Raw genomic sequence first — 23,570 nt, forward strand, 5'->3', positions numbered from 1 at the left:
ATTAGAAAGGCTATTTATACGACGAATGCGATAGAGTCACTGAACAGTGTTATTCGCAAAGCGATTAAGAATCGGAAGGTATTTCCAAGTGATGATTCTGCCAAGAAAGTCATTTACTTAGCGATCAGATCTGCATCAAAAAAATGGTCAAAACCGATTCACAACTGGAGAGCCGCTATGAATCGGTTTATAATTGAGTTTGAAGACCGTTTAAAGCGCCACCTGTAAAATGGTAATTACACAGAATTATTTACAGGGTCTTTAGGGCTGTTAAATTTTCTAAGTTTAACTCTACTGATTTATCATGTGCTTGTGTTTCCTCGTTCCATTTATTCACATGTAATGTATTCCCATCAACATAGTCTGCTAAATAACTACCATTATTGTCGGTTACGTAAACCGAATAACAGTCCACGGCTTCACCTTCAGGTCCGCTTCTTGGGATTGGGTTCATTTTGTCTTTATTTAAAGCTGTTTTAAGTTTGGCGATGAATAATTTGTTAAGTGACTTCACTCTAAAACCTTTAATAACTGTTTGATAATTCGTTATTTTAACAGTTAGTGAAATTTGTTTCTGTTAAGGCGAGTTTAATTACGAGTTGAAGATAGGTTACTAGTTGTGTGCTGAAGTACACAAACAGGTACACAAATTATAATCACTAAGATGGACTGATTATAATTTTTTATTAGCTAGATTCATTGAGTAGTTGCTTCCTGAGGTATGACCCATACTGGAAGCGGGTAGGTTGCTTGAGTCTGTGAGCGATTGCAGAGTTATTGTCAAACTCACGCGAATGATGGCGCGGCTTATCGGCTGACTACAACCATTTGAAAAACCGCTATCTAAGTGAATTAGGGAGCGTTTTTTTCATTTAATTGTTTTAAAAGTTGCTAAGCGATTGCAGAGTGTTTACCGACAAGAAGTGAATGACGATTCGCGACAGAACCTGATTTATACTAACTACAATAATAAACTGATCATATTCATTTTTGGGAAGTACAGCTTTAGCCCTAAGTTTTTAAAGCCGCACTAGGACGTAGGACTTCAGTCCAGCTTAGTTACCAAGGTGAAGCTGAAGCACTGACTCTTGTACACAAATATATTTTTTTAAAGTTAAAAACTAAAACCAAAAAATCACTGTATGCTCTGAAAAGCATTCATTGATTAGCTTCAATAGGCTCTGTTTAGTGTAATTTCTCATTGTTGGCGAGTCGACGATGAGGTAATGAAACTTGCTTCATTTTTGAAAAGAGCGATGCTTCTCAACAGTAAGAAAAAGTGCCGTTCCGAAGTGTTTTTTATCTTCTTAAATGCATGATTTCTTAACGCGCCACACTGGCATGAACAAAGGGAAGTAGTCCTAATCCCTTTTGTTAACGTGATGATCTTAAGGATGAAATAAAACCTAACCCTATTTAAGTAGAATTAAAATAAAGACTTTAATTCTTTTATGGTTGTTCCCTTTACGAAACTTTCAACGCAGAAGTGAGTTGTTTTAACCAGTATAATAGACTAGCTATTTACTGTAATTGGTCTAAGTTGCTATGCTCTAGAAAGACCATTGCACACTCATTACAAATATAATGGGCAGAATAAATCCTGCTTCCACACCCACATGTTCGTTGAAATTGTATTGTGCTGCATGGTAAATATAGGGTGCAAAGGCGACACCGGTATTCTCTTTGCTGGTGCGGTAAACACCTCCATCACCACAATTTTTAAAGGCATCAAAGAAAAATTCACCCGCATAAGAGTAAACCCCTTTAATCACTATCTTATTATTTACGTGATACCAATCTTTGCGCACACCTAATAACATGCAACGGTTCGCTTGGCTGTTTAAAAATGTACCCGCAAATAGACTATAGTCTGACTCTTTGCTAAATTTTCGTTCAATTGAAAAGTATTGATTACCGAAATATTGGTAAGAGTCAACATCATACGGGACGATATGAAACAGAAATGAACCCGTGTTCATTGAAAAAAGGGTGTTTAATTCAGCATAACTTTTGAAAGGAAGTAGGCTAAAAAGAAGCAATAGAGGGAGCCGAAAAGGCATAAATAAACCTTACTAAGAAAAATAGTAATTATAAGTTCTCTGGTGTTAATGTCTTTAGCCCTAGTGTGAAAATGAGATTATATACCACTATATTTTTATCACGTTAAAATCAGACTCTAATCGGGGTGTTGGTTGCGGATCTCCATGATCTCATCAAAGTATAACTCTGCCAGTTCAACCAGTTCTGGTTGAAATTTAATGCCACTTTCTGATTTAATAAATTCAAGTATTTTATCATTACTCCACGGCTCTTTATAACTGCGTTTTGAACCTAATGCGTCGATCACATCCACAATCGCCATAATACGTGCTTCAAGCGGAGTGTCTTTTCCTTTTAAACCATCTGGATAACCACTGCCATCCCAATTTTCATGATGGTGTCGTGCTAATGTTTTACCCAGTTGGGCGATAGGTAGCGATGAACGCGCTAACATTGCCCCCCCCGATTCCGCATGCTGTTTCATAATTTCCCATTCATCAGCATCTAATTTCCCGGGTTTGTGTAATATCCGCTCTGGTACCGTGATTTTCCCAATATCATGCAGTGGTGCTGCTGCTGTGATTGCATCAACAAAGACGGTTGGCATCTGTAATTTTTCAGCGATCAGGTGACAAAGTAGTGCGGTACGTTTTACATGCGCGCCTGTCTCTTTGCTGCGTGCTTCAATCGCATCACCAAGAATATACATTAACTCGCGTTGATTAGTTTCAGACTGTTGATGACGCACTAAGCTCTCTAAGACTAATGCCACATTGGTGGAAAATATTTCTGCTAAATTGGTTTGAAAACCCACAGGCGGGCTATCGAATTCAATATATAAAACGGCGCAAGCATCCTGTGATGTTTTATAGAAACTGATAAAATATTGGTCGGTAAACTCACTGTTTTTCTCAATAAATGCACTGTTTATTTTTGCTCTAATCTCTTCGTTTACATTATCAATGGTATCTGGAATTTGACCAAATTTACCGCTACAAGCGAGGTAAGTCTCTTCAATATGATTAAAAAGGTCAATCTCATGACGCACAATATAAACAGAAGAGCTATCAAGTCCCATTAATGAGAGAAGATTAGTGAGGGCCGCTGAAGCAAATTCAGATATTTTGTCTACTTTTAAGATGCTGGTGGAAGAAGCGATCAGTTTTTTAAACGCATCGAGGCTTTTGGCAATGGTAGTAATGTCACGATAACTGCGAATCGAGGAATAAACACAGGTGGTTAACTTACGTTGTGTTAACTCTGTTTTAGTTTTGTAATCATGAATGTCATAATGGCTAATCACGCTCTCTTCGGGGGCATTACCTGCTTGGCCGGTGCGTAAGATAAGACGAATGGTACTGTTTTTAAGGTCTTCGCGTATCCAGTTGATGAGATCCAGCCCAGCGTGTTCGCTCTCCATCACCACATCAATAAAACCCATGCAAAAGTCTATGTCAGAAGATAATAAAACTTTTGCTTCTTGGGCGGAGTAAGCGGAATGTAACGCGAGTTTCCTGTCTAAAATAACACTATTTCTTAATACTAAGCGGGTGACATCATGCACTGCAGGTTCGTCATCTACAATCAGAATATTCCATACTTTTTCATTACTATTCAAGTGCGTTGTTACTTGAATTTCACTTTCATCTTCTTCTTGAAATAAAAACTGAGACATACTTTTAGACCTGCTTCATGGTATATCTTAATATTTTGGCACAAAATAGAGTATTTGCATGTTCGAGAGGTATTAATCATCGAATATTGCTCACATATTTTGTATATCTTGTCATGACTTAGAAATTACAGGATATACTTTTTAAAAAGGGGAGTGTGTGTGAGTAGTAAAGCAGATGAAAAATATAGTTATTTAAATAAGATAGCGTGTGAAACAGAGGTACACCTACAAATTATTACCCCTACACAACCAGTACGTTTAAAAACGCGTTTAATTGGTGTAGATGCAAATATGTCGGTGATTGTTGCAATGGGCAGTGATGGTGAATGGATCTCTGCAAAGCAGTATATACGTGAAGGTCAAAAAGTGATTGTGCGTTTAATCAGTACCGACCAACCCGATGCGAACCTTATTGCTTTTCAAACACATATACAAAAGTTAATGAGTATTGCTGGACGTTGGTTAGTGCTTGATTACCCTAAAGCGGTGCAACAACTTTCATTACGCCAACACTTGCGCGTACCTGTGTATATCGAAGCTAAACTATTACACCCAGAAACGAAAAAAATATCTTCAAGTGGTTTTTTGAGTGACCTATCTTTGCATGGTGGTGCCTTTATTGGCGAATCAATAAAACAGGCATCTTTAGATAAAAAATACATTTTACAGGTATTGGTTGAAGGTGAAAAAAAGTCGATTGTTATCACTATAAAAAATAGAAAACGTGCAGGTGAAAAAGGCAGTTCAGTACAATACGGGTTAATTATAGAGGCAGATGAAAAACTGTCTAAACAGTTTGTTGAACCACTACTGGTGAGCAGCTTATTAAACTAATCGAAGCACAGGAGATTTAAGAGCTTTCATCTTAATTTAAAATAAAAGGGGGGCATATGAGAACGTATCTATCCATTATTTTATTTTTACTGTTGTCTGCAACGGCACAAGCAGACGATCATCGTTTTATTAGCCTCTCATTTGAAAATGATGTTTTTTTCAAAGATGATGGTTTGTATAGTAACGGCCTTTTTTTAACGTGGGGTTACAATCAAGTTGACGCTTTAAATGATAAAATCCTGCCCAGTTGGATCACTTATTTAGCACAACAAACTCACATTACCTTCGCAAATAACAAACAATATGCTATCGGTTATAGTTTGGGTCAAGCATTACAAACTGCGATTGATATTGAAGTGGAAACACTGGTTGAAGAGGACGCCCCCTATGTCGGCCTGCTTGCATGGCAAGTGAAACTGTTAGCTTATGATCAATTTATGAATGACGAAGTCGGTCTGATTTTAGGTGCAGTAGGGCCCGTGGCGGGCGGTGAGTTTGTACAATCTTTTGTGCATGGCTTAACTGGTGCGAAACAACCTCAAGGGTGGGATCAGCAGATTAATAATGAGTTTGTATTTCGCGTACAAGCAAGGCGTACATGGCGACTTTATGAAACCCATCTTTTTAATGCTGAGTTTGATTTTTTAACGGGTGTGGATGGTGGTTTAGGTAATTTGCGCAGTGATGTTGCTGCCGGGATCGGTTTTCGAGTCGGGCAGAAGTTACGGGATAATTTTATATCATCAACGGTTTTTCCAGTGCAAAAATTCAATGGCTTGAATTATACGCTGCATGGCTGGTATCTTTTTTTTAATGTGTCCACGGTTTATGTCCTTAACGATATTTTTATCAATGGTAATACTTTCCACGATAGCCACAGTGTTGAACTAATTCACCTACAAGTCGCTTACTCTGCGGGTATCATGGTTAATATCTATGATTTTTCTGTCTTATATACTCTGTTACATATTTCCGATGAATACGAGGGGCAAGCGGAAGCCTCTCGTTTTGGATCTATTGCGCTCACCTATCACTTTTAGTTTGTAACTACTCAGTACACCTTAAAATTTGAGGCTTTTTTATAAAAATAGACAGTAAATGTTCAGAGTTTATGCTTAGTTCAAGGCGAAAAAGCGCAGTTTAGTCGTTTAAATGAGCATTTTTCAACACGGTTATCGACAGATAACTGAAGTTTTAATTTGCACGCGCCTTAAATGGCAACGGCCTGAGTAGTTACTTTAGTTTTTAATAACCCAAGCTTAATGCGGAAGGGGTGCGAGGATCAGATGCGCCATAAACGCCACTTTCATTACGCAGTATGGTTTGTGTACTGCCCATGGTGGCTTGCATTTTTAGCTTGTGTCCCTTTGCTTTTAATCGCATCAGGGTATCTGGACTTATTCCCTGTTCATAGCGAATATAATCGGGTAACCATTGATGATGAATACGCGGGACTGCGGTTGCCTGTGCGATATTCATTTTATGGTCAATTACATTTAAAATGATCTGTAGTGTGGTGGTGATAATACGCGCGCCACCCGGTGTACCTGTCACTAAGTAGGGCTGATTATCTTTGAGTAGAATCGTTGGACTCATGGAACTCAGCGGCCGTTTGTTTGGCTGTATCGCATTGGCTTCTCCACCAATTAAACCATACCCGTTAGGGGTTCCTGGTTTGGCTGAAAAATCATCCATCTCATTGTTAAGTAAAATGCCCGTCCCCTTAGCGACAAGCCCTGTTCCATAACTAAAATTAAGCGTATAAGTATTAGAAACGGCATTTCCCCACTTATCAACAATACTAAAATGAGTGGTTTCATTGCTCTCGTAGGGGGCTATTTTTCCTGCACTGATGTCTAGGCTATCACTGGCCTTATCGGGGTTAATCTGTGCCACTAATTTTTTAGCGTAACTTTTTGATGTTAATGTTTTAATGGGGATATTAACAAAATCGCTGTCGCCTAAATAGGTGGCTCGATCAGCATAAATACGGCGCATGCTCTCGCTCATCAAATGAATCGTTTGTGCACTGTTAAAACCGTATTCTGCCAGCGGATAGTTTTCTAGCATGTTTAGCAGTTGTACAATATGAATACCACCCGAAGAGGGCGGTGGCATGGATAAAACCTGATAACCTCGATAGTCGCCTTTAATGGCTTCTCGCTCAATGGCTTGGTAATTTTTCATATCATCAAGGGTGATCAAACCACCCGCTTGTTGTACTGACTGAACGATTTTTTTGGCTATTTCACCTTGATAAAATGCTTTTTCTCCCTGTTCACTGATCGCTTTTAAGCTATTCGCTAAATCTAGCTGTTTTAAAGACTCTCCCACTTGGTAGTTTTTACCCTTTTCTTTGTAAAAGATGGTTTGACTGCTAGGCCACTTACTTAAACGGGGTTGAGCATTGTTTAATGAGTTGGCTAAATCAGGACTTACAATAATGCCTTCTGTTGCTAGTTTAAGTGCGGGTGCGATCAATTTTTCACGACTCAATGTGCCATATTTTTTGCGTGCTAGCTCCAGTCCCATCACTGTGCCAGGTATTCCTACTGCAAGGCCATGGTAACGTGAAAGCTGTTTTTGTACCTTGCCCTCTTTCGTTAAATACATATCTCGAAAAGCTTTTGCAGGCGCTTTCTCTCGGTAATCAATGGCAATCGATTTTTGATCTTTATTGAGGTAGATAAGCATAAAACCACCGCCGCCTAAATTGCCCGCGCGGGGCAGTGTCACGGCAAGCGCATAACCCACTGCAACGGCTGCATCAACGGCATTGCCTCCCTGTTTCAAAATGTCCAATCCAATCTGTGTGGCTAACGCCTCTTGTGTGGAAACCATTGCCTGTTTTGCCCAAACTGGATGGTGAATGGACATATTACTGTAAATAGCAGTTTGTTTAGGGGCCGGTGGTGACGTGGCATGAAGATATGGGGAAACAAACAGGCAGAGCAATAAAACTGATTTGGTTAAATACATAATAAAGTCCCTATCTATAAAGTTGATGTTGTTGAATATAGTGGTAAACAGAGCTTGGTAGTAAATTTTCTACACTTTTATGATGTTTAATATTAAAGCGAATTTGTGTTGATGAAATATCAACTTGTGTGGTTGGCTGGAAAAAAATTTTACCTGATAATTGTGCGTGCAAATCATTTACACAATCGGTTTGACGTTTGTTGAGCAACGTTTGTATCTTTTTACTAAACTCACCTTTCCAGCCCGGGCGAGCACAGATGATAAGGTGGCAATAATTAATAATATCTTGCCACTCAAACCAACTATCAAAATGAATCAGCGAGTCCATTCCCATCATAAAGCAGATGGGGGTAGTGGGGTGCTCTGTGCGGATCTCTTTTAATGTTTCGATGGTATAACTGGCGCTATGGCGATTTAACTCGCGTTGGTCAATTTGCAACTGAGCGTGACGCTGTATTGCGAGGCTAACCATTTCACAGCGTTGGGCTGCGCTGCAATGACTGCCTGCTTTATGTGGCGCAATATGGTTGGGCATCAAAAAAAGTTGTTTTAAGTTCAATTTTTGCGCCACTTCAATGGCGGGTAAAAGGTGCCCATGATGAATGGGATCAAAACTGCCCCCTAAAAAACCGATCGCTTGTTTCACTGATTAATCTCTTTGTTTAAAAAAGTTTATTGCCCCATCCTAGCTTGTTTTGTAATACATGGAAGTAGTTATAATTTTCGGGGTGCACCAATTTGAGTTGATGTGCTGTTTTGCGGATGATCACTTCATCACCCGGCAATACAGAAAGGTTTACGTGGCTATCACAACTTATTTGCATCTCACTTTGATTACTTTGTGCTATTTTTAAGCGCACAACGCTATTGGCATCAATAACAATAGGACGGCTATTGAGGGTGTGCGGAAACATCGGTAATAAACAGATAGCATCTAAATTTGGCGTTAAGATAGGTCCTCCACCAGAAAGATTATAAGCAGTTGAGCCCGTTGGCGTAGAGATAATCAAGCCATCTGCACGTTGATTAAGCATAAAGTCATCATCGACATATACTTCAAACTCTATCATATGTGCAATTTTGTCTGGGTGTAAAACCACCTCATTGACGGCGGTATTGCTGCTTTTTATATGGCCGTGACTGTGTATTTGTGTTTCTAATAAAAAACGTTTTTCTACCAGATAATGACCCGCTAATACTTTACTGAGCGGTGCTTTAAAATTATCGGGGTCAAGATCCGTTAAAAACCCTAAATTACCTCGATTCACGCCAATCACGGCGATATCAAAGCGCGAAAGTACGCGTGCAGCCCCTAACATATAACCATCACCACCAATCACAATGGCTAAATCACAACGCTTGCCAATGCCGACTAAATCATCACTTTGAATATTGTTAATGGAGAGTTCACTGGCAACACGCAGGTCGACGATAACAGCGAGTCCTTTTTTTTGTAAAAAATCATACAGTGATTGTAAGGTCTGTTTTGCACCTGCATGTTGTGGCTTGGCAATTAAACCAATGGTTTTAAATTCACTGAAATCAGCCTGTTGAGTGCTCATAAAATACCAATTGAATAAGAAGTGAGAGAATTAATAGTATAACTTGTTTAAATGATTTTATTAACACACTTGAAACTATTGTATGAATCCCCATAATAGCCTTATAAAAATTTGAATTTGTACCTAGTTAGGATTAAAAAATGAGCGAAGAGCAAAAAGTAAGTGTTGAAGAAGCGATTGAAGCAGTATTAGCTGAAGAGACAGAAACACCTGATGTGGCGGTTGAAGGGGAGCTTGTTGAACCTGAAGAGGCTGAAAAGGCTGAAGAAAAAGCTGAAGAAACTGAGCAAACAGAAAAAGAAGTTAATATGATCGAAGTGCTCGGTAAAAAATTGGCGTTGGCAGAAGAGGACGTGAAAGTACAAAAAGATTTAGTCGTGCGCGCCAAAGCACACGCTCAAAATGAGATCCGTAAAGCGGGTATTGATGCAGAAAACAGAGTGAAACGCACATTAAAACGTTTTACAGAAGCGTTGTTACCTGTCGCAGACTCGTTAGAGATGGCCATTAGCCATATTGATAAAGACAATGAAGCACTGGCTAAAATGGCGGAAGGGGTTGAGTTAACATTGAAGTCGATGATTGATTCATTCTCAAAAGTGGGTATTGTGCAAATCAACCCTGTTGGTGAGCAGGCTAACCCTGAGAAACATCAAATCGTCAGCCAACAACAAGTTGAAGGCAAAGCCGCTAATGAGATTGTGGTGGTTATGCAAAAAGGCTACGAGTATAACGGTGTGGTTATTCGCCCTGCGATGGTGATGGTTGCTTCTGCATAGTCTTTCACAACTCAGCCGTTGTCATTTAGGCATAGCGATGAAGTACATCCATGCACTTCATCGTTATGCGACTGGCTAAAGCCGGGTCCCGAGCTATTTGTCTGCGTTGAAAGTGCTCATTGGGTAAACCCAACTCCGCGCTTTCGCCTTGAACTTTACCTAAATGATTTAGTGCTGAATTGCTCATTGGTGTAGTAGCGCACTGTATTTCAATTAAAAGGCACTTTCGAGTGCCTTTTTTTATTTTAAAATAAATTAAATTTTTTTATCACTTTCCCTTGAAAGTAAAAAATCCTCCCTCATATAGTAAATATCAAAACGACAATGGTTTTAAGTTAAACCAGTGGTCACTAACCAAACAAATAAAACGATAATAAGTTGGAGAAGTAAAATGGGTAAAATAATCGGTATTGATTTAGGTACAACCAATTCATGTGTTTCTGTATTAGACGGTGATGTTGCTAAAATCATTGAAAACTCAGAGGGTGAGCGTACCACTCCTTCAATTATCGCTTACACAGATGGCGAAACGTTAGTGGGCCAACCTGCTAAACGTCAGGCAGTAACAAATCCAACGAATACATTATACGCAATCAAGCGTTTAATCGGTCGCCGTTTTGAAGATGAAGAAACACAGCGCGATCTTAAAATCATGCCTTACAAAATTGTTAAAGCTGACAATGGTGATGCATGGGTTGAAGCACGTGGTGAAAAAATGGCACCACCACAAATTTCTGCTGAAGTATTAAAGAAAATGAAAAAAACAGCAGAAGATTACTTAGGTGAGAAAGTATCTGGCGCAGTAATTACTGTCCCTGCTTACTTTAATGACGCACAACGTCAAGCAACAAAAGATGCGGGGCGTATCGCAGGTCTTGATGTTAAACGTATCATCAATGAGCCAACAGCTGCTGCATTTGCATACGGTGTTAATACCGCAAAAGGCGACAGTGTTGTTGCTGTCTATGACTTAGGTGGTGGTACTTTTGATATCTCAATCATCGAAATTGATGAAGTAGATGGAGAGAAAACATTTGAAGTATTAGCAACAAACGGTGATACCCATTTAGGTGGTGAAGATTTTGATAATCGTCTAATCAATTTTGTTGTTGATCAGTTCAAAAAAGAGCAAAACTTTGATTTAACCAACGATCCGCTTGCAATGCAACGCGTTAAAGAAGCTGCTGAAAAAGCAAAAATCGAGCTTTCTTCAACACAACAAACTGACATTAACCTGCCTTACATCACAGCAGATGCAACAGGTCCTAAACACTTAAACGTTAAAATTACCCGTGCTAAATTAGAGTCTCTTGTTGAAGATATGGTTAAAGCAACACTTGAGCCACTACGTATTGCACTTAAAGATGCTGACTTAAGCGTGGGTGAAATTGACGATGTAATTTTGGTCGGTGGTCAAACACGTATGCCAATGGTACAAAAAGCAGTTGCTGATTTCTTTGGTAAAGAAGCGCGTAAAGATGTTAACCCTGATGAAGCGGTTGCAATGGGCGCTGCGATTCAAGGTGCGGTACTTTCTGGTGAAAAAACTGACGTTCTTCTTTTAGATGTAACGCCACTGTCGATGGGTATCGAAACAATGGGTGGTGTGATGACTAAAGTTATCGAGAAAAATACCACTATCCCAACAAAACAGGCGCAAACGTTCTCAACCGCTGAAGATAATCAAAGTGCAGTAACGATTCACATCTTACAAGGTGAGCGTAAACGTGCTGCTGATAACAACTCGTTAGGTCAGTTTAATCTTGAAGGTATCCGTGCTGCAAGCCGTGGTGCGCCACAAATTGAAGTGACGTTTGATATGGATGCTGATGGTATTTTACATGTCTCTGCAAAAGACAAAGATACTAACCAAGAGCAAAAAATCACCATCAAATCTAGCTCTGGTTTAAGTGATGATGAGATTGAAAAAATGGTGCAAGATGCAGAAGCAAATGCTGAAGCGGATAAAGCCTTTGAAGAAGTTGTTGCTGTGCGTAACCAAGCGGATGCAATGGTTCATTCAACCAAAAAACAGATTGAAGAAGCGGGTGATGCGTTAGCCTCTGACGAAAAAGAAAAAATCGAAACCGCAATTAAAGAGCTTGAAGAAGCGTCTAAAGGTGAAGATAAAGAAGCGATTGAAGCGAAAACAACAGCACTTGCTGAAGCATCACAAAAACTATCTGAAATTGCTCAGCAAAAAGCACAAGCGACAGAAGCAGACGGTGAGAAGCCAGAAGCACAAGCTAAGCAAGATGATGATATTGTTGATGCTGAGTTTGAAGAAGTGAAAGAAGATGATAAAAAATAATTAACTTGCCTTTATCTAGGTAGGTTTATTATTTAAAGAATGACGCGGGTTATAGAGATCTCTATAATCCGCGTTATTGTTTGGTATATACCTTGGTCGTTGCCATTTAAGCTTACTACAGCGTTGGAAAATCCTCACAAATTCATCTGGAATGAATTTGAACATCTGTAAGATGGCCCGTAGGGCGTAGTACAGGATGTACGGAGTATTTAAACTATTAAACTGCGCTTTTTCGCCTTGTAGTAAACATAAATGGCTTAGTCCAACGCATCTACTGCTATTTATATAGAAATTTGAGAACTAAAAATGTCAAAACGTGATTGTTATGAAGTACTTGGTGTGAGTCGTAGTGCAACGGGAAAAGAGGTTAAAAAGGCCTATAAACGCCTTGCAATGAAATTTCATCCAGATAGAACTAAAGGTGATGTTGCACTTGAAGAAAAATTCAAGGAAGTAAAAGAAGCTTACGAAATTCTTAATGATCCCAATAAAAAAGCAGCATTTGATCAATATGGTCACGAAGGTGTTAATCAGCAAGGCCAAGGTGGTTTTGGTAGTGGCGGTTTCGGCGGTGGTGGTTTTGATGATGTTTTTGGTGATATTTTTGGTGGTGGTGGTCGTGGCGGTGCACAACGTGCGCAACAGGGATCTGATCTTCGTTACAATATGGAACTCACGCTTGAAGAAGCGGTAAAGGGTGTCTCAAAAGAGATTGATATTCCAACACTGGTTCATTGTGAACAGTGTAATGGCTCGGGTGCTAAAAAAGGCACTGAGGCTAAAACGTGTGGCACTTGTCATGGTCAAGGCCAAGTACAGATGCGTCAAGGTTTCTTTGCAGTAAACCAAACCTGTCCTACTTGTCGTGGTAAAGGTAAAATTATTGTTGATCCTTGCCATAAGTGTCATGGTGAAGGTCGTTACGAAAATAGCAAAACACTGAATGTTAAAATCCCCGCAGGTGTTGATACGGGCGATCGTATTCGTTTAAGTGGTGAAGGTGAAGCCGGTGAGCATGGCGCGCCAGCGGGTGACTTGTATGTACAGATGAACGTACGTGAACACGATGTCTTTGTACGTGACGGTAATAACCTTTACTGTGAAGTGCCGATTAGTTTCACAGAAGCCGCCCTTGGTGGTGAGATTGAAGTGCCGACTTTAGATGGACGCGTGAAACTTAAAATTTCCGCAGAAACGCAAACGGGTCGCATGTACCGTATGCGTAATAAAGGCGTTAAATCAGTACGCAGTCACAGCACGGGTGATTTGATGTGCAAAGTGATTGTGGAAACACCGGTGAAGTTATCATCGAAGCAACGCGAAATGTTAAAAGAGTTTGAAAAAAGTTGTTCATCAAGCCCTAAAAAACATAAACCAAAATCAGATGGTTTTTTAAATAATATAAAAAACTTTTTTGATGACCTGAGTAAATAATAATAATTTGTTATTTCTTGAAAATACCATCCTTGTGATGGTATTTTTTTAGCGATAAAAGAGAAATAGATGAAACATTTAGTCATTGGTGGTGTACGTAGTGGTAAAAGTGATTTTTCAGAAAAGTTACTCGGTAGTTGGTTAGCTGAATCTTCTCAAGAGCATGCACTCTATATCGCCACTAGCCTTGCTATTGGTGAAGAGACAAAAAGTCGTATTGCACGTCATCAACTGCATCGTGACAGTAAAATTGTCACCTGTGAATTAGATTATCAAAGCAAAACATTACACTATTTTCTGGAAAAATATGATGCGCCTAAGCAACTTATTTTAATTGAATGTTTATCGACATGGGTGGGTTGGTATTTGTCACAAGACAAATCATTGAAACAGTCTGTGATTGAGTATGAACACGTTAAGCATCAATTTATTGAGCAACTAAGGTCACTACAAGCTAAAGTCATTATTGTGACGGGGGAAGTGGGCTGTGGGTTAATTGGTGATAGCAAATTAATGCGTACATATGCGGACAAATTGGGGGAGCTTAATCAGCAAGTTGCTTCTCTGTGTGATAATGTCACTGTTGTTACTGCGGGTATTGCACAACACATTAAATAAAAGGAATTTTTATGAAAGCAAAATTAATATTATTAACGGTTAGCCTCTTGAGCGCATCATTGTTAGTGGGTTGTGCTAAAAGTCCCTCTGGTCGGCAGCAGTTAACCCTTTTTTCAAACTCTGAAATGAAGCAATTAGGCACACAATCTTTTGAGCAAATGAAAAAAGAGATACCGCTTTCTCGCGATAAAAAATTGAATCAATATGTGCAATGTGTTGCAACGCATATCACAGCACAAGTAGAAAAGGGTTATGCGATAAAAACATGGGAAGTGGTTGTGTTTGATAGTGATCAGGTAAATGCATTTGCCCTTCCGGGAGGAAAAATAGGGGTTTATCGTGGTTTATTAAATGTTGCAACCACCCAAGATCAATTAGCCTCTGTGATTGGTCATGAAGTTGCCCATGTATTATCTGAACATGGCAATGAGCGTATGAGTCATGCACAACTGGCAAACGCTGGACTTGCGGTGGCTGACGTTTTTAGTAAAGAATCGGAATATGGCGGTGTTGCGATGAGCGCGTTAGGATTAGGTGTACAATATGGTGTATTACTGCCATTTAGTCGTACTCATGAATCTGAAGCGGATCTATTCGGCTTGGCGTTAATGGCAAAAGCAGGTTTTGATCCTCGTGCCGCGGTGCAGTTATGGAAAAATATGGCCAAAGCCTCAAGTGGTGAAAACCCTGCAGAGATACTTTCAACTCATCCTTCCCATAAAACACGTATTGACGATCTAAATGCGGCCATGCCAACGGCTTTAAAACTACAAAAGCAGGCGAACAGTCGACCTCATTGTAAATAAATATAATTAATCACCTTTTTACTATTTAAAAGAGGGGTCACTGTCCCCATCTATTTTCAATCCAACCATTAAAATAAAAGAGATAAAAATGTCTGAATTATTATTAAACACACAAGAATTACAAGCAAGTTACGGTATTGGTCTACAAATGGGTGAACAACTTAAAGCACAACCTTTTGACGGTTTAGAAATTGCTAATGTGGCAGCTGGTATTGCAGACGCATTCGCAGGTGCAGAGAGCAAAGTTTCTCAACAAGAGTTACAAGAAGCATTTCAACTGATCTCTGCAAAAATGAAAGCAACTGCCGATGAGCAAGCAAAACTATTAGGCGCTGCCGGTGCTGAATTTTTAGCTGAAAACGCTAAAAAAGAGGGTGTTAAGGTCACTGATTCTGGTCTTCATTTTGAAGTTATCACTGAAGGTACGGGTGAAAAACCAACGGCTGAATCTACAGTAAGCGTTCATTATCACGGTACATTGGTTGATGGAACTGTATTTGATAGCTCTGTTGAACGTGGTGAACCTGCTGAGTTTCCAGTGGGCGGTGTTATCGCTGGTTGGACTGAAGCATTACAACTTATGCCTGTAGGTTCAAAATATAAACTCACTATTCCTGCTGATCTTGCTTACGGTGAGCGTGGCGCAGGTGCTTCAATTGGCCCACATTCAACGTTAGTATTTGAAGTTGAATTATTAGCAATTAAGTAATTGTAATAAAGCATAACCAAAAACCTCTCAGTGATTAATCACTGAGAGGTTTTTTATGTCTGATAGAAAGTGCTACTGATCAGTGCGAGTGTTAACCAATTATCGCTACTATTTTCAACTTTAACCGCTATTTCTAGATCCGCACATTGTAGTAATAATTGCTCTAATTTTTCACTGTTTAAGCGTGTTAAAACCTCTGTTATCAATGCTTGTTTACTTGCCCACAGCTTAGGTTGATGTTGATTAAGTAGCTGTGGTAATAGCGTGTGCTTTGATTGATAACTTAGCTTAAGCAACTTCTGAATTTCACTGCCTAATGTTGCACTTAATAACAGTAATTCTGTGCCTTCGGCTTGTAGTTGCTGATAGATCCGTTGGCTACGATTTTTATCACCCGCTAATAAGCTATCTACCCATTGAAAGAGTGAGAAGTGGTTATGGGTGGTGATCGATTGTTCAACTTGGTGTAAATTCAGTGTTTGTTTTGGGTAGAGCAGGGCAAGTTTCTCAAACTCCTGCTTAGCCGCTAACAGGTTGCCCTCGAAGTGGATACAAAGAAAATCAACCACCTCTTTGTTTGCTTGTAACTCCAGCACTTTTAAACGCTGAAAAACCCACTGTGGAAAACGTTGCGTTGTCGGTGCATTCGTCGTTACAAATAGCCCTTGCTTTTCTAGTGTTTTAAACCAAACCCCGTTCATCTGCTGACTATTAAGTTTCGGCCCTTGCAACAGCAATAATATATCTGCGTTTAATAGTGGTGTTATTTCACGTAAAAAAGCAGTGTTCTCTTTACTGGTTTTACTCAGTGTCAGGTGCAGTATCTTTTTCTCAGAGAACAGAGAGAGGCTTTGTAGGTGCGCGTAAATCTCATCTTTATCAAAGTTTCCATCAAGGCTAAAGCTAAATCTTTCAAGGTAACCCTGTGTTTCTGCAACTTTCTGTATCAGATCTTGTGCTTCGAGTGTCAGTAATGCTTCATCGCCAAAAAGAAGGATACAGTTAGGCAGTTGCTGCTTGATGTGTTGCATTAGTTGTTCTGGGTAGATGCGCATGTTAATTATTTATCTTTTTCACTTTCTTCATTATCAACGGCAATACGATTACTTCTTTTGTTTTCTAAACTGAGCATGGTATTAATAATATGATCGGCTGCAATAACACGTAACTCTTTGGTTAATAACTCTGCTTCACGCGATTTTGCCAGTGCTTGAGCAGGGTTATCTAAGAAGTCTCGGTATAAGTTCACGGTAAAATGTTGTGCTTCATAACCGGGGCTTTGAATCGAGTAACTGAGGTTATAACCTAATTCTTGCTCTGCATTTTGAGCGTTAACATAAAGCGAGATAGTACGTGAGGTACGTCGTTCACCATTAATTTTTAAGATGGCGATAGCATCAGAAGGCTCATTAACGATCTCAATACCGGCACCACGTAAACGTAGTTTAACCAGTCGTGTTAAATCACTATTTGGTGGGCTTTGCAATAGGATTTGTGGATATTTCTCCACTAAACCATCGTTGTGTTTTAAGTGGAAACCACAGCCTGTTACTAATAACAATGCTGAAATTAAAAAGAGGGTTTTAAAAGCGTTAAACAGACGTTGCATAATTAGCCTTTTAAAAAAGAGGGAAATATAAAAGAGAAGGCTGAAAGGTTAGAAACCTCCCGCCTTTCAGCTTTTTTATTTTAGTTTGCAACCATTTAGTTAGCAACAATGTTCAGTAGCTTACCCGGTATATAGATAATTTTACGTACCGTTTTACCATCAGTAAATTTAATGACATTTTCATCCGCTAAACCTAATGCTTCAACGGTTTCTTTTGTTGCGTCCGCTGCGACAGTGAGTTTACTGCGTAGTTTGCCGTTTACTTGCACAACAATGAGCTTTGAATCTTCAACTAATGCACTTTCATCAACGATTGGCCAAGGCGCTGTTAAGATATCACCTTGCTCACCTAATGCTTCAAATAACTCTGCACAGATATGTGGCGTAATAGGGGATAATAGTTTAACCACGGCAACCAGTGCTTCTTGTAAAATGGCTCGATCTTGAGGCGCTGCTGTTGGTGCTTTAGTCAGCTTGTTCATCAACTCCATTACCGAAGCAATAGCGGTGTTAAAGGTTTGACGGCGACCTAAATCATCGGTTACTTTTTTGATGGTTTTATGCAGTTCACGGCGCAGTGTTTTTTGTTTGTCGTTATGTGATTTAATCTCTAAATCTACAACTTCACCCGCGTTTACATGCTCATTTGCAATTTTCCATAAACGCTTAAGGAAACGCAGTGAACCTTCAAGTGCAGAATCAGACCATTCTAACGTTTGCTCAGCAGGGGCTGCAAACATCATAAATAAACGCACACTGTCTGCGCCATACTTATCAATCATCTGTTGTGGGTCAACACCATTATTTTTCGATTTAGACATTTTACACATGCCATCAAAAACAAGTACTTGGCCATTGGCCATTTTAGCGCTGAGTACTTTACCTTTTTCATCGGTTTCAGTGATTGCATCGACAGGAGCAACCCAGATTTTGCCACCTTTCTCATCTTCATAATAAAAAGCGTCTGCTAATACCATGCCTTGAGTAAGCAATTTCTTGTACGGTTCATCACAATCTACTAAACCAAAGTCACGTAGTAGCTTGTGGAAGAAACGCGAGTACAAAAGATGTAAAATAGCGTGTTCGATGCCACCAATATATTGGTCAACAGGCAACCAATAGTTCGCTTTAGCTGGGTCTAACATCTTGTCATCACTTTGTGGAGAACAATAACGTGCGTAGTACCAGCTCGATTCCATAAAGGTATCAAAGGTATCTGTTTCGTGCAGTGCAGGTTGACCTTTATAAGTGGTTTTTGCCCACTCAAGATCTGCTTTAATCGGTGATGTAATGCCATTCATTTTAACATTTTCAGGCAAAATTACAGGGAGTTGGTCTTCAGGTACAGCCACCACCGTACCATCTTCAAGGGTTAATGTTGGAATCGGTGCGCCCCAGTAACGTTGACGAGAAACACCCCAGTCACGCAGACGGAAGTTAACTTTACGTTGACCTTTGTTGTCGTTCACTAATTTTTCTTCAAGCGCATTAAATGCCGCGTCAAAATCTAAACCGTCAAAAGAAGCAGAGTCAAAACAGATGCCTTTTTCTGTGTAAGCTTTCTCGCTCACATCAACATCGGCATCAACAGGTTTAATCACGGCTTTAATGTCTAAAGCGTACTTTTTAGCAAATTCATAATCACGTTGGTCATGCGCAGGAACAGACATCACCGCACCCGAACCGTAATTCATTAATACGAAGTTTGCTGTCCATACTGGCACTTCTTCACCCGTAATAGGGTGAATCGCTTTAACGCCCGTATCAACACCTTCTTTTGGCATTGTTGCAAGTTCAGCTTCAACCAGTTTTTGGTTTTTGCATTTGTCACAAAAAGTAGCCAGTGTTGCATTGTTTTTTGCCGCTTCAAGTGCAATCGGATGCTGTGCTGCAACCGCAATATAAGTCACCCCCATTACGGTGTCTGGACGTGTTGTGTAGACAGACACTGTTTCATCAGAGCCCACTATGTTAAAGTCCATTTCGATGCCTTCTGAGCGACCGATCCAGTTACGTTGCATGGTGCGAACTTGCTCTGGCCATTCATCTAACTGGTCTAAATCATCTAATAGCTCTTGTGCATAGGCGGTGATTTTAATAAACCATTGTGGGATCTGCTTTTGTTCAACTATTGCACCAGAGCGCCATCCACGACCATCAATAACTTGTTCATTGGCAAGAACAGTTTGGTCAACAGGATCCCAGTTAACGGTTGCCATTTTTTTGTAAACTAAGTCTTTTTCAAGCAATTTAGTAAAGAACCACTGTTCCCAGCGATAGTATTCAGGTTGACAGGTTGCCAATTCACGGCTCCAATCGTAACCAAAACCGAGCTGTTTTAATTGCTTCTTCATATAAGCAATATTTTCGTAGGTCCAACCCGCAGGTGCTGTTTTATTCTTAATGGCTGCATTTTCAGCGGGTAGGCCAAATGCGTCCCAACCCATTGGTTGCATCACATTTTTCCCTTGCATGCGTTGGTAACGTGAAACAACATCACCAATGGTGTAGTTACGCACGTGACCCATATGCAGTTTTCCACTTGGGTAGGGGAACATTGATAGGCAGTAATATTTTTCTTTTGATGGATCTTCTGTCGCTTTAAATGATTGGTTGTCATCCCAGTTTTTTTGGAATTTAGCTTCAATCTCTTTTGGGTTATATAACTCTTGCATTTTAATTCTGCCTAGCAATGATAAATGGATATATAGCCATGATACTTCAAGATGCAAAGTCAGCAAGGAAAATCGTGCCAGGATGCTATGCATAAAATTGAAGCCAAGTCGTTCTAAGTCGAGATTTTATAACAACGCAGATGGGTGCGAGTTACCTTGCCCTTCGGGGTGCAACCTCGACAACCAACCCAGCGTTGCAACAATTACAAAGGGAATAACCATTCGTTCATGTTGCGCCTTGCTCTGATTACCGAGCTTGTGCCTGACTGAGGTAACATGGGTATAAAGTAAGGCGCTAGGATACAGGAGCAAAGACGGTGCAACAATATTTATGCGCAAGAAGTGTTGTTTTTATTAGTGCAAAAAAAAAGTACCCGCTATTTGCTGGTACTTTTTGTGGATGAGTGACGAGATTCGTTTAGAATTTAAATCGGTTAATTTTATTACTCACATCATTGGTGTAACCAAAAACACGGGAACTCTCTTGTTGTGCAAGATGAGCGCCTTGCCCAATTTCCTGTGCAGCATCATTAATTGCCACAATACTGCGGTTAACTTCTTCGGTAACCGCTGCTTGTTCTTCTGCTGCACTGGCGATTTGGTGAGCCATATCTTGTATTTTACCACTTTGCACGCTGACCTCATCCAATGCTTGAACCGCTTCTTTCGCATGAGACATACATTTATCACTGAGCTCTATGTTATGTAGCATGGTTTTTACGGCTTGTTTACTATTGGTACGCAAACCAGTGATCATTTGTTGAATTTCATCTGTTGATGCTGCTGTTTTAGTGGCTAAATTACGTACTTCATCGGCAACCACGGCAAAGCCTCGGCCTTGCTCACCAGCACGTGCTGCTTCAATCGCTGCATTTAACGCTAATAAATTAGTTTGTTCGGAAATGCTATGAATCACTTCTAAAATACTACCGATACCATCCGTTTGTTTTTCAAGCTCTTCAATGATGCGTGTGGCTTCGAGTACATTATTAGTAAGATCTTGTAATCCGGCTGCGTTTGCAGAAACAACGGTTTGTCCTTGATCAACCGATTGTTGTGTCAATGAAACTGCCTGTGCTGTTTCTTGAGCATTTTCAGAAACACTGTGTGCTGTTGATGCCATTTCAGTAACGGCAGTGACCACTTGTTCAATTTCACTGCGTTGTTCCATTATTTTTGTTTCGCCTTGCTCTGCTGCTTTTGCAGTAGTATGCACACTACTGGTGAGTGAATTTACACTACCTGCAATATCACCAATGACATTACGTACGTCACCAATAAAAGTATTAAGGTGTTGTGCGAGTTGCCCTGTTTCATCTGAACGTTTGATATCTATTTGATGAGTCAGATCACCACCAGATTGAGTTAATGCTTTGACGCGTGAGACTAAAATCTTAATAGGGGCTGCAATGGAAAGAGAAACAAACCACATCAAAATAAGGCCTAAAATAGCCGCAATAATACCGATGGTCATCTGGCCGGTTAAGTTATCTGAAAATTTAGTATTCACTATTTTAACAATTTTTTGTGCGTCAGCAAGTGCAATGTTGACAGGAGCAACGACAATAACTTGCCATTTAGTATTGGTATTGATGGTGGTAAAGGTCGCTGTAGCAATTAAATCATCGCCACTGACAATGGTTTTATTGATTTGTCGATCTCGGATTAATTGATTAAGAGCGGTCGTTTGTAATTTTTTACCAATATTCTTGGCATTTTTGCTGTCTGCACTGATGATACCAGAGGGGCTAAGTATGATAACTTGAGAGTGCCCAGAAACGATATTTTTAGATGTTTCTGTTGCTAATGTTTGTAAAAAATTCAAAGAATAATCAACACCAAACATACCTTGGAATTGATTATTACGCATCACTGGGGCTACAAATGAACTGAGCAACGTAGGAGTACCTTGTACATTATAGCTAGCGGGATCAATGATACATGCACTTTTACTTTCCATTGGGCATAAATACCATTCAGAAAGGCGAATGCCCGTATCAGAAAGCTTTGTTTGATAAAAGTCTCCTAAAGATTGGATCTTAACTAACCCTGATGATGATCGATTAATATAAGGTGCATAAATGCCATTGCTTTGTGAATAGTTATTGTTAGTATTAAATACAGCATCATCATCAAATGCATCTTCTTCCCAGCCAGTATAAATACTCAGTAAATTCGGATTATTAGTGAGGGTGTTTTGTAATAATTGGTTTACTTGTTGTCGAGAAAATTCAGGGTTTTTATTACTAAATGCAGATGCGTAAATCAAAGAAACTTCCATCGCTTGATTAAAAACGATATTAATTTTTGCAGCTTCTATTTTTGCCGCTAACGTTAAGTTTTCTTTTAATGTTTGTTCGGCATTATTTAAGACTAATTGATCTAGTTCGTGAAGCAGTTGCTTACCACTATAAGCACTGTAACCGACCATCGATAAAGTAACGGCAAGTAAACTCGCGCCCCCAAATAACATAATTTGTTGTCTAATGCTTGAAAACTGCATATTTTTCCCTGATTTTAAAATTGTGTGATGACTGAGAACTGTAGTTTAATCATAACGCTTAAATTACGGTATATTTTTTAGGTGATTATTTGTTAATTTATTTTTAATCAGGAGTGGCTCAGATTATTGACAATAAATAAGTTAAATTTATCTAATTTTATCGTATAGTGGAAAGTTGTATATTTAATTTTCACCCTAAAAGGAGGTTGTTGATGACTGAAAAAAATAAGGATTTATTGGTAAATGATGATGAATTTAAATTGTTATCTGAAATGATCATGGATATCGAAGATTCAGAAAATGAAAGTAAAAGCTTAGAGTATGAGATTACGGGTGCTAACGGTAAAGATGTACTTCTTTTCCAATTAGGCTTAGCAGATGATCTACAGCTTGTTGCTAATTATGGTAATCACCATTTAGTCTTTCCTGTACAGATGAAAATGGGTGATTTTGCTAACTTTAGCATGAGCCTTAAATCACCTAAAATATTTGAAACAGGTGAAAAACTGCGTTCATGGCGTTTACCTGCTAATAAAACCATGCGTTTGGTCAATGAGTTAGGTGAAGATTTACATTACCAGATCAAAGATCTCTCCGCTTCTGGTATCTCTTTGTTAATTGACGATGAAAAAGAAACGGAATTTCCTGAGCAGTTGCATAATATCTACCTACAACTACCCAATCGTGAGCGTCTTGCTATTTCAGGTTCGAAAATTCGCCGCATTGATAATAAAACAGTGGCTTATTCATTGGGGAAATCAACAGACGATACCGTGTTAGCTGCATTAGCAGAATATCTGTTTGAGTGCCATGCAGAGCAACACCCTGAAGCACATGCGAATCAATTTAAATAAATTAACTATTTTGATTGTTATTTAAACTGTTTGTCTGATTTATCGGCAAACAGTTTTTTTTTGTGATTTTAAGCTTTACAAACTTAAGCGCTTGTCTGTATTATCTGCCTCGTTCTGCGGAGGGGTGGCAGAGCGGCTGAATGCACTGGTCTTGAAAACCAGCGAGGGTTTATAGCTCTCCG

Annotated in this window: 20 protein-coding genes; 10 read left to right on the plus strand and 10 right to left on the minus strand. The window is 39.5% G+C overall.

From position 1 onward, the window contains the following. Positions 1 to 228, plus strand: a 228-nt coding sequence (locus tag G322_RS0108170; RefSeq protein WP_169337466.1) for a transposase, incomplete at its 5' end; no start/stop codon positions are given. A 22-nt stretch (positions 229 to 250) separates the two neighbouring features. Here G322_RS0108170 and G322_RS0108175 read toward each other — a convergent pair. From G322_RS0108175 to G322_RS0108185, 3 genes are all read right to left on the minus strand, one after another. Continuing rightward, positions 251 to 514, minus strand: a complete 264-nt coding sequence (locus G322_RS0108175) for a hypothetical protein (RefSeq protein WP_022941313.1) — start codon at positions 512 to 514, stop codon at positions 251 to 253. Between the two features lie 1,036 nt (positions 515 to 1,550). Continuing rightward, a complete protein-coding gene (locus tag G322_RS0108180) occupies positions 1,551 to 2,060 on the minus strand; it encodes a hypothetical protein (RefSeq protein ID WP_022941314.1) in 510 nt (169 codons plus the stop codon). A gap of 116 nt (positions 2,061 to 2,176) precedes the next feature. Then, positions 2,177 to 3,715 (minus strand): HD domain-containing phosphohydrolase, encoded by a 1,539-nt coding sequence (locus tag G322_RS0108185; protein WP_022941315.1) that lies wholly within the window; start codon positions 3,713 to 3,715, stop codon positions 2,177 to 2,179. Positions 3,716 to 3,874: 159 nt separating this feature from the next. On the opposite strand from G322_RS0108185, the gene G322_RS0108190 reads away from it, so the two are divergent. Together G322_RS0108190 and G322_RS0108195 are read left to right on the plus strand one after the other, a co-directional pair. Then, positions 3,875 to 4,549: a flagellar brake domain-containing protein gene (locus tag G322_RS0108190; protein ID WP_028866514.1), complete on the plus strand. Its 675-nt coding sequence runs from the start codon at positions 3,875 to 3,877 to the stop codon at positions 4,547 to 4,549. A gap of 56 nt (positions 4,550 to 4,605) precedes the next feature. Continuing rightward, on the plus strand, positions 4,606 to 5,589 hold the full coding sequence (locus tag G322_RS0108195) for a lipid A deacylase LpxR family protein (protein WP_022941316.1): 984 nt from the start codon (positions 4,606 to 4,608) through the stop codon (positions 5,587 to 5,589). Between the two features lie 205 nt (positions 5,590 to 5,794). Here the strand turns inward: G322_RS0108195 and ggt are convergent, their stop codons facing one another. From ggt to nadK, 3 genes are read right to left on the minus strand one after another with little or no spacing between them, the layout of a single operon-like run. Beyond that, a complete protein-coding gene (ggt, locus tag G322_RS0108200) occupies positions 5,795 to 7,528 on the minus strand; it encodes a gamma-glutamyltransferase (protein WP_022941317.1) in 1,734 nt (577 codons plus the stop codon). A 10-nt stretch (positions 7,529 to 7,538) separates the two neighbouring features. After that, positions 7,539 to 8,174 carry a nicotinate-nucleotide adenylyltransferase gene (nadD, locus tag G322_RS0108205; protein WP_022941318.1) on the minus strand — a complete coding sequence of 212 codons (636 nt, stop codon included), beginning with the start codon at positions 8,172 to 8,174 and terminating at the stop codon, positions 7,539 to 7,541. 16 nt (positions 8,175 to 8,190) lie between these two features. Beyond that, positions 8,191 to 9,090, minus strand: a complete 900-nt coding sequence (gene nadK / locus G322_RS0108210) for an NAD(+) kinase (protein WP_022941319.1) — start codon at positions 9,088 to 9,090, stop codon at positions 8,191 to 8,193. Positions 9,091 to 9,230: 140 nt separating this feature from the next. Here nadK and grpE point away from each other — a divergent pair, with 140 nt between their 5' ends. The 6 genes from grpE to bamJ all read left to right on the plus strand — a co-directional run bounded on the left by grpE (position 9,231) and on the right by bamJ (position 15,747). Next, complete coding sequence (gene grpE, locus G322_RS0108215) at positions 9,231 to 9,869, plus strand: nucleotide exchange factor GrpE (protein ID WP_022941320.1); 639 nt, start codon at positions 9,231 to 9,233, stop codon at positions 9,867 to 9,869. Between the two features lie 391 nt (positions 9,870 to 10,260). Next, positions 10,261 to 12,180 carry a molecular chaperone DnaK gene (gene dnaK, locus G322_RS0108220; RefSeq protein ID WP_022941321.1) on the plus strand — a complete coding sequence of 640 codons (1,920 nt, stop codon included), beginning with the start codon at positions 10,261 to 10,263 and terminating at the stop codon, positions 12,178 to 12,180. A 306-nt stretch (positions 12,181 to 12,486) separates the two neighbouring features. After that, entirely contained in the window at positions 12,487 to 13,614 is a 1,128-nt protein-coding gene (gene dnaJ / locus G322_RS0108225; RefSeq protein WP_022941322.1) for a molecular chaperone DnaJ, read from the plus strand. Between the two features lie 69 nt (positions 13,615 to 13,683). Continuing rightward, positions 13,684 to 14,232, plus strand: a complete 549-nt coding sequence (locus G322_RS0108230; protein WP_022941323.1) for a bifunctional adenosylcobinamide kinase/adenosylcobinamide-phosphate guanylyltransferase — start codon at positions 13,684 to 13,686, stop codon at positions 14,230 to 14,232. 11 nt (positions 14,233 to 14,243) lie between these two features. After that, positions 14,244 to 15,038: a M48 family metallopeptidase gene (locus tag G322_RS0108235; protein ID WP_022941324.1), complete on the plus strand. Its 795-nt coding sequence runs from the start codon at positions 14,244 to 14,246 to the stop codon at positions 15,036 to 15,038. Positions 15,039 to 15,126: 88 nt separating this feature from the next. Continuing rightward, positions 15,127 to 15,747 (plus strand): BamJ family beta-barrel-assembly machinery protein, encoded by a 621-nt coding sequence (bamJ, locus tag G322_RS0108240; protein ID WP_022941325.1) that lies wholly within the window; start codon positions 15,127 to 15,129, stop codon positions 15,745 to 15,747. Between the two features lie 53 nt (positions 15,748 to 15,800). On the opposite strand, the gene holA is transcribed toward bamJ, so the two are convergent. The 4 genes from holA to G322_RS0108260 all read right to left on the minus strand — a co-directional run bounded on the left by holA (position 15,801) and on the right by G322_RS0108260 (position 22,534). After that, a complete protein-coding gene (gene holA, locus G322_RS0108245) occupies positions 15,801 to 16,802 on the minus strand; it encodes a DNA polymerase III subunit delta (protein WP_022941326.1) in 1,002 nt (333 codons plus the stop codon). Positions 16,803 to 16,807: 5 nt separating this feature from the next. After that, positions 16,808 to 17,356 carry an LPS-assembly lipoprotein LptE gene (locus G322_RS20230; protein ID WP_022941327.1) on the minus strand — a complete coding sequence of 183 codons (549 nt, stop codon included), beginning with the start codon at positions 17,354 to 17,356 and terminating at the stop codon, positions 16,808 to 16,810. A gap of 95 nt (positions 17,357 to 17,451) precedes the next feature. Next, a complete protein-coding gene (gene leuS / locus G322_RS0108255) occupies positions 17,452 to 20,031 on the minus strand; it encodes a leucine--tRNA ligase (RefSeq protein ID WP_022941328.1) in 2,580 nt (859 codons plus the stop codon). A gap of 418 nt (positions 20,032 to 20,449) precedes the next feature. Beyond that, on the minus strand, positions 20,450 to 22,534 hold the full coding sequence (locus G322_RS0108260) for a methyl-accepting chemotaxis protein (RefSeq protein WP_022941329.1): 2,085 nt from the start codon (positions 22,532 to 22,534) through the stop codon (positions 20,450 to 20,452). Between the two features lie 212 nt (positions 22,535 to 22,746). Between G322_RS0108260 and G322_RS0108265 the strand changes: the two genes are divergently transcribed. Beyond that, complete coding sequence (locus G322_RS0108265; RefSeq protein WP_022941330.1) at positions 22,747 to 23,388, plus strand: PilZ domain-containing protein; 642 nt, start codon at positions 22,747 to 22,749, stop codon at positions 23,386 to 23,388. Positions 23,389 to 23,570: the final 182 nt, after the last annotated feature.

The organism is Psychromonas hadalis ATCC BAA-638, from assembly GCF_000420245.1.
Classification (GTDB): Bacteria; Pseudomonadota; Gammaproteobacteria; order Enterobacterales; family Psychromonadaceae; genus Psychromonas; species Psychromonas hadalis.

What these genes read in the sequence shown, in the direction of transcription:
- G322_RS0108180 (WP_022941314.1), bottom strand. Translation starts at nt 2,060, where the DNA reads ATGCCTTTTCGGCTCCCTCTATTGCTTCTTTTTAGCCTACTTCCTTTC.
- G322_RS0108185 (WP_022941315.1), bottom strand. Translation starts at nt 3,715, where the DNA reads ATGTCTCAGTTTTTATTTCAAGAAGAAGATGAAAGTGAAATTCAAGTA.
- G322_RS0108195 (WP_022941316.1), top strand. Translation starts at nt 4,606, where the DNA reads ATGAGAACGTATCTATCCATTATTTTATTTTTACTGTTGTCTGCAACG.
- ggt (WP_022941317.1), bottom strand. Translation starts at nt 7,528, where the DNA reads ATGTATTTAACCAAATCAGTTTTATTGCTCTGCCTGTTTGTTTCCCCA.
- nadK (WP_022941319.1), bottom strand. Translation starts at nt 9,090, where the DNA reads ATGAGCACTCAACAGGCTGATTTCAGTGAATTTAAAACCATTGGTTTA.
- grpE (WP_022941320.1), top strand. Translation starts at nt 9,231, where the DNA reads ATGAGCGAAGAGCAAAAAGTAAGTGTTGAAGAAGCGATTGAAGCAGTA.
- dnaK (WP_022941321.1), top strand. Translation starts at nt 10,261, where the DNA reads ATGGGTAAAATAATCGGTATTGATTTAGGTACAACCAATTCATGTGTT.
- dnaJ (WP_022941322.1), top strand. Translation starts at nt 12,487, where the DNA reads ATGTCAAAACGTGATTGTTATGAAGTACTTGGTGTGAGTCGTAGTGCA.
- G322_RS0108230 (WP_022941323.1), top strand. Translation starts at nt 13,684, where the DNA reads ATGAAACATTTAGTCATTGGTGGTGTACGTAGTGGTAAAAGTGATTTT.
- G322_RS0108235 (WP_022941324.1), top strand. Translation starts at nt 14,244, where the DNA reads ATGAAAGCAAAATTAATATTATTAACGGTTAGCCTCTTGAGCGCATCA.
- bamJ (WP_022941325.1), top strand. Translation starts at nt 15,127, where the DNA reads ATGTCTGAATTATTATTAAACACACAAGAATTACAAGCAAGTTACGGT.
- holA (WP_022941326.1), bottom strand. Translation starts at nt 16,802, where the DNA reads ATGCGCATCTACCCAGAACAACTAATGCAACACATCAAGCAGCAACTG.
- G322_RS20230 (WP_022941327.1), bottom strand. Translation starts at nt 17,356, where the DNA reads ATGCAACGTCTGTTTAACGCTTTTAAAACCCTCTTTTTAATTTCAGCA.
- leuS (WP_022941328.1), bottom strand. Translation starts at nt 20,031, where the DNA reads ATGCAAGAGTTATATAACCCAAAAGAGATTGAAGCTAAATTCCAAAAA.
- G322_RS0108260 (WP_022941329.1), bottom strand. Translation starts at nt 22,534, where the DNA reads ATGCAGTTTTCAAGCATTAGACAACAAATTATGTTATTTGGGGGCGCG.
- G322_RS0108265 (WP_022941330.1), top strand. Translation starts at nt 22,747, where the DNA reads ATGACTGAAAAAAATAAGGATTTATTGGTAAATGATGATGAATTTAAA.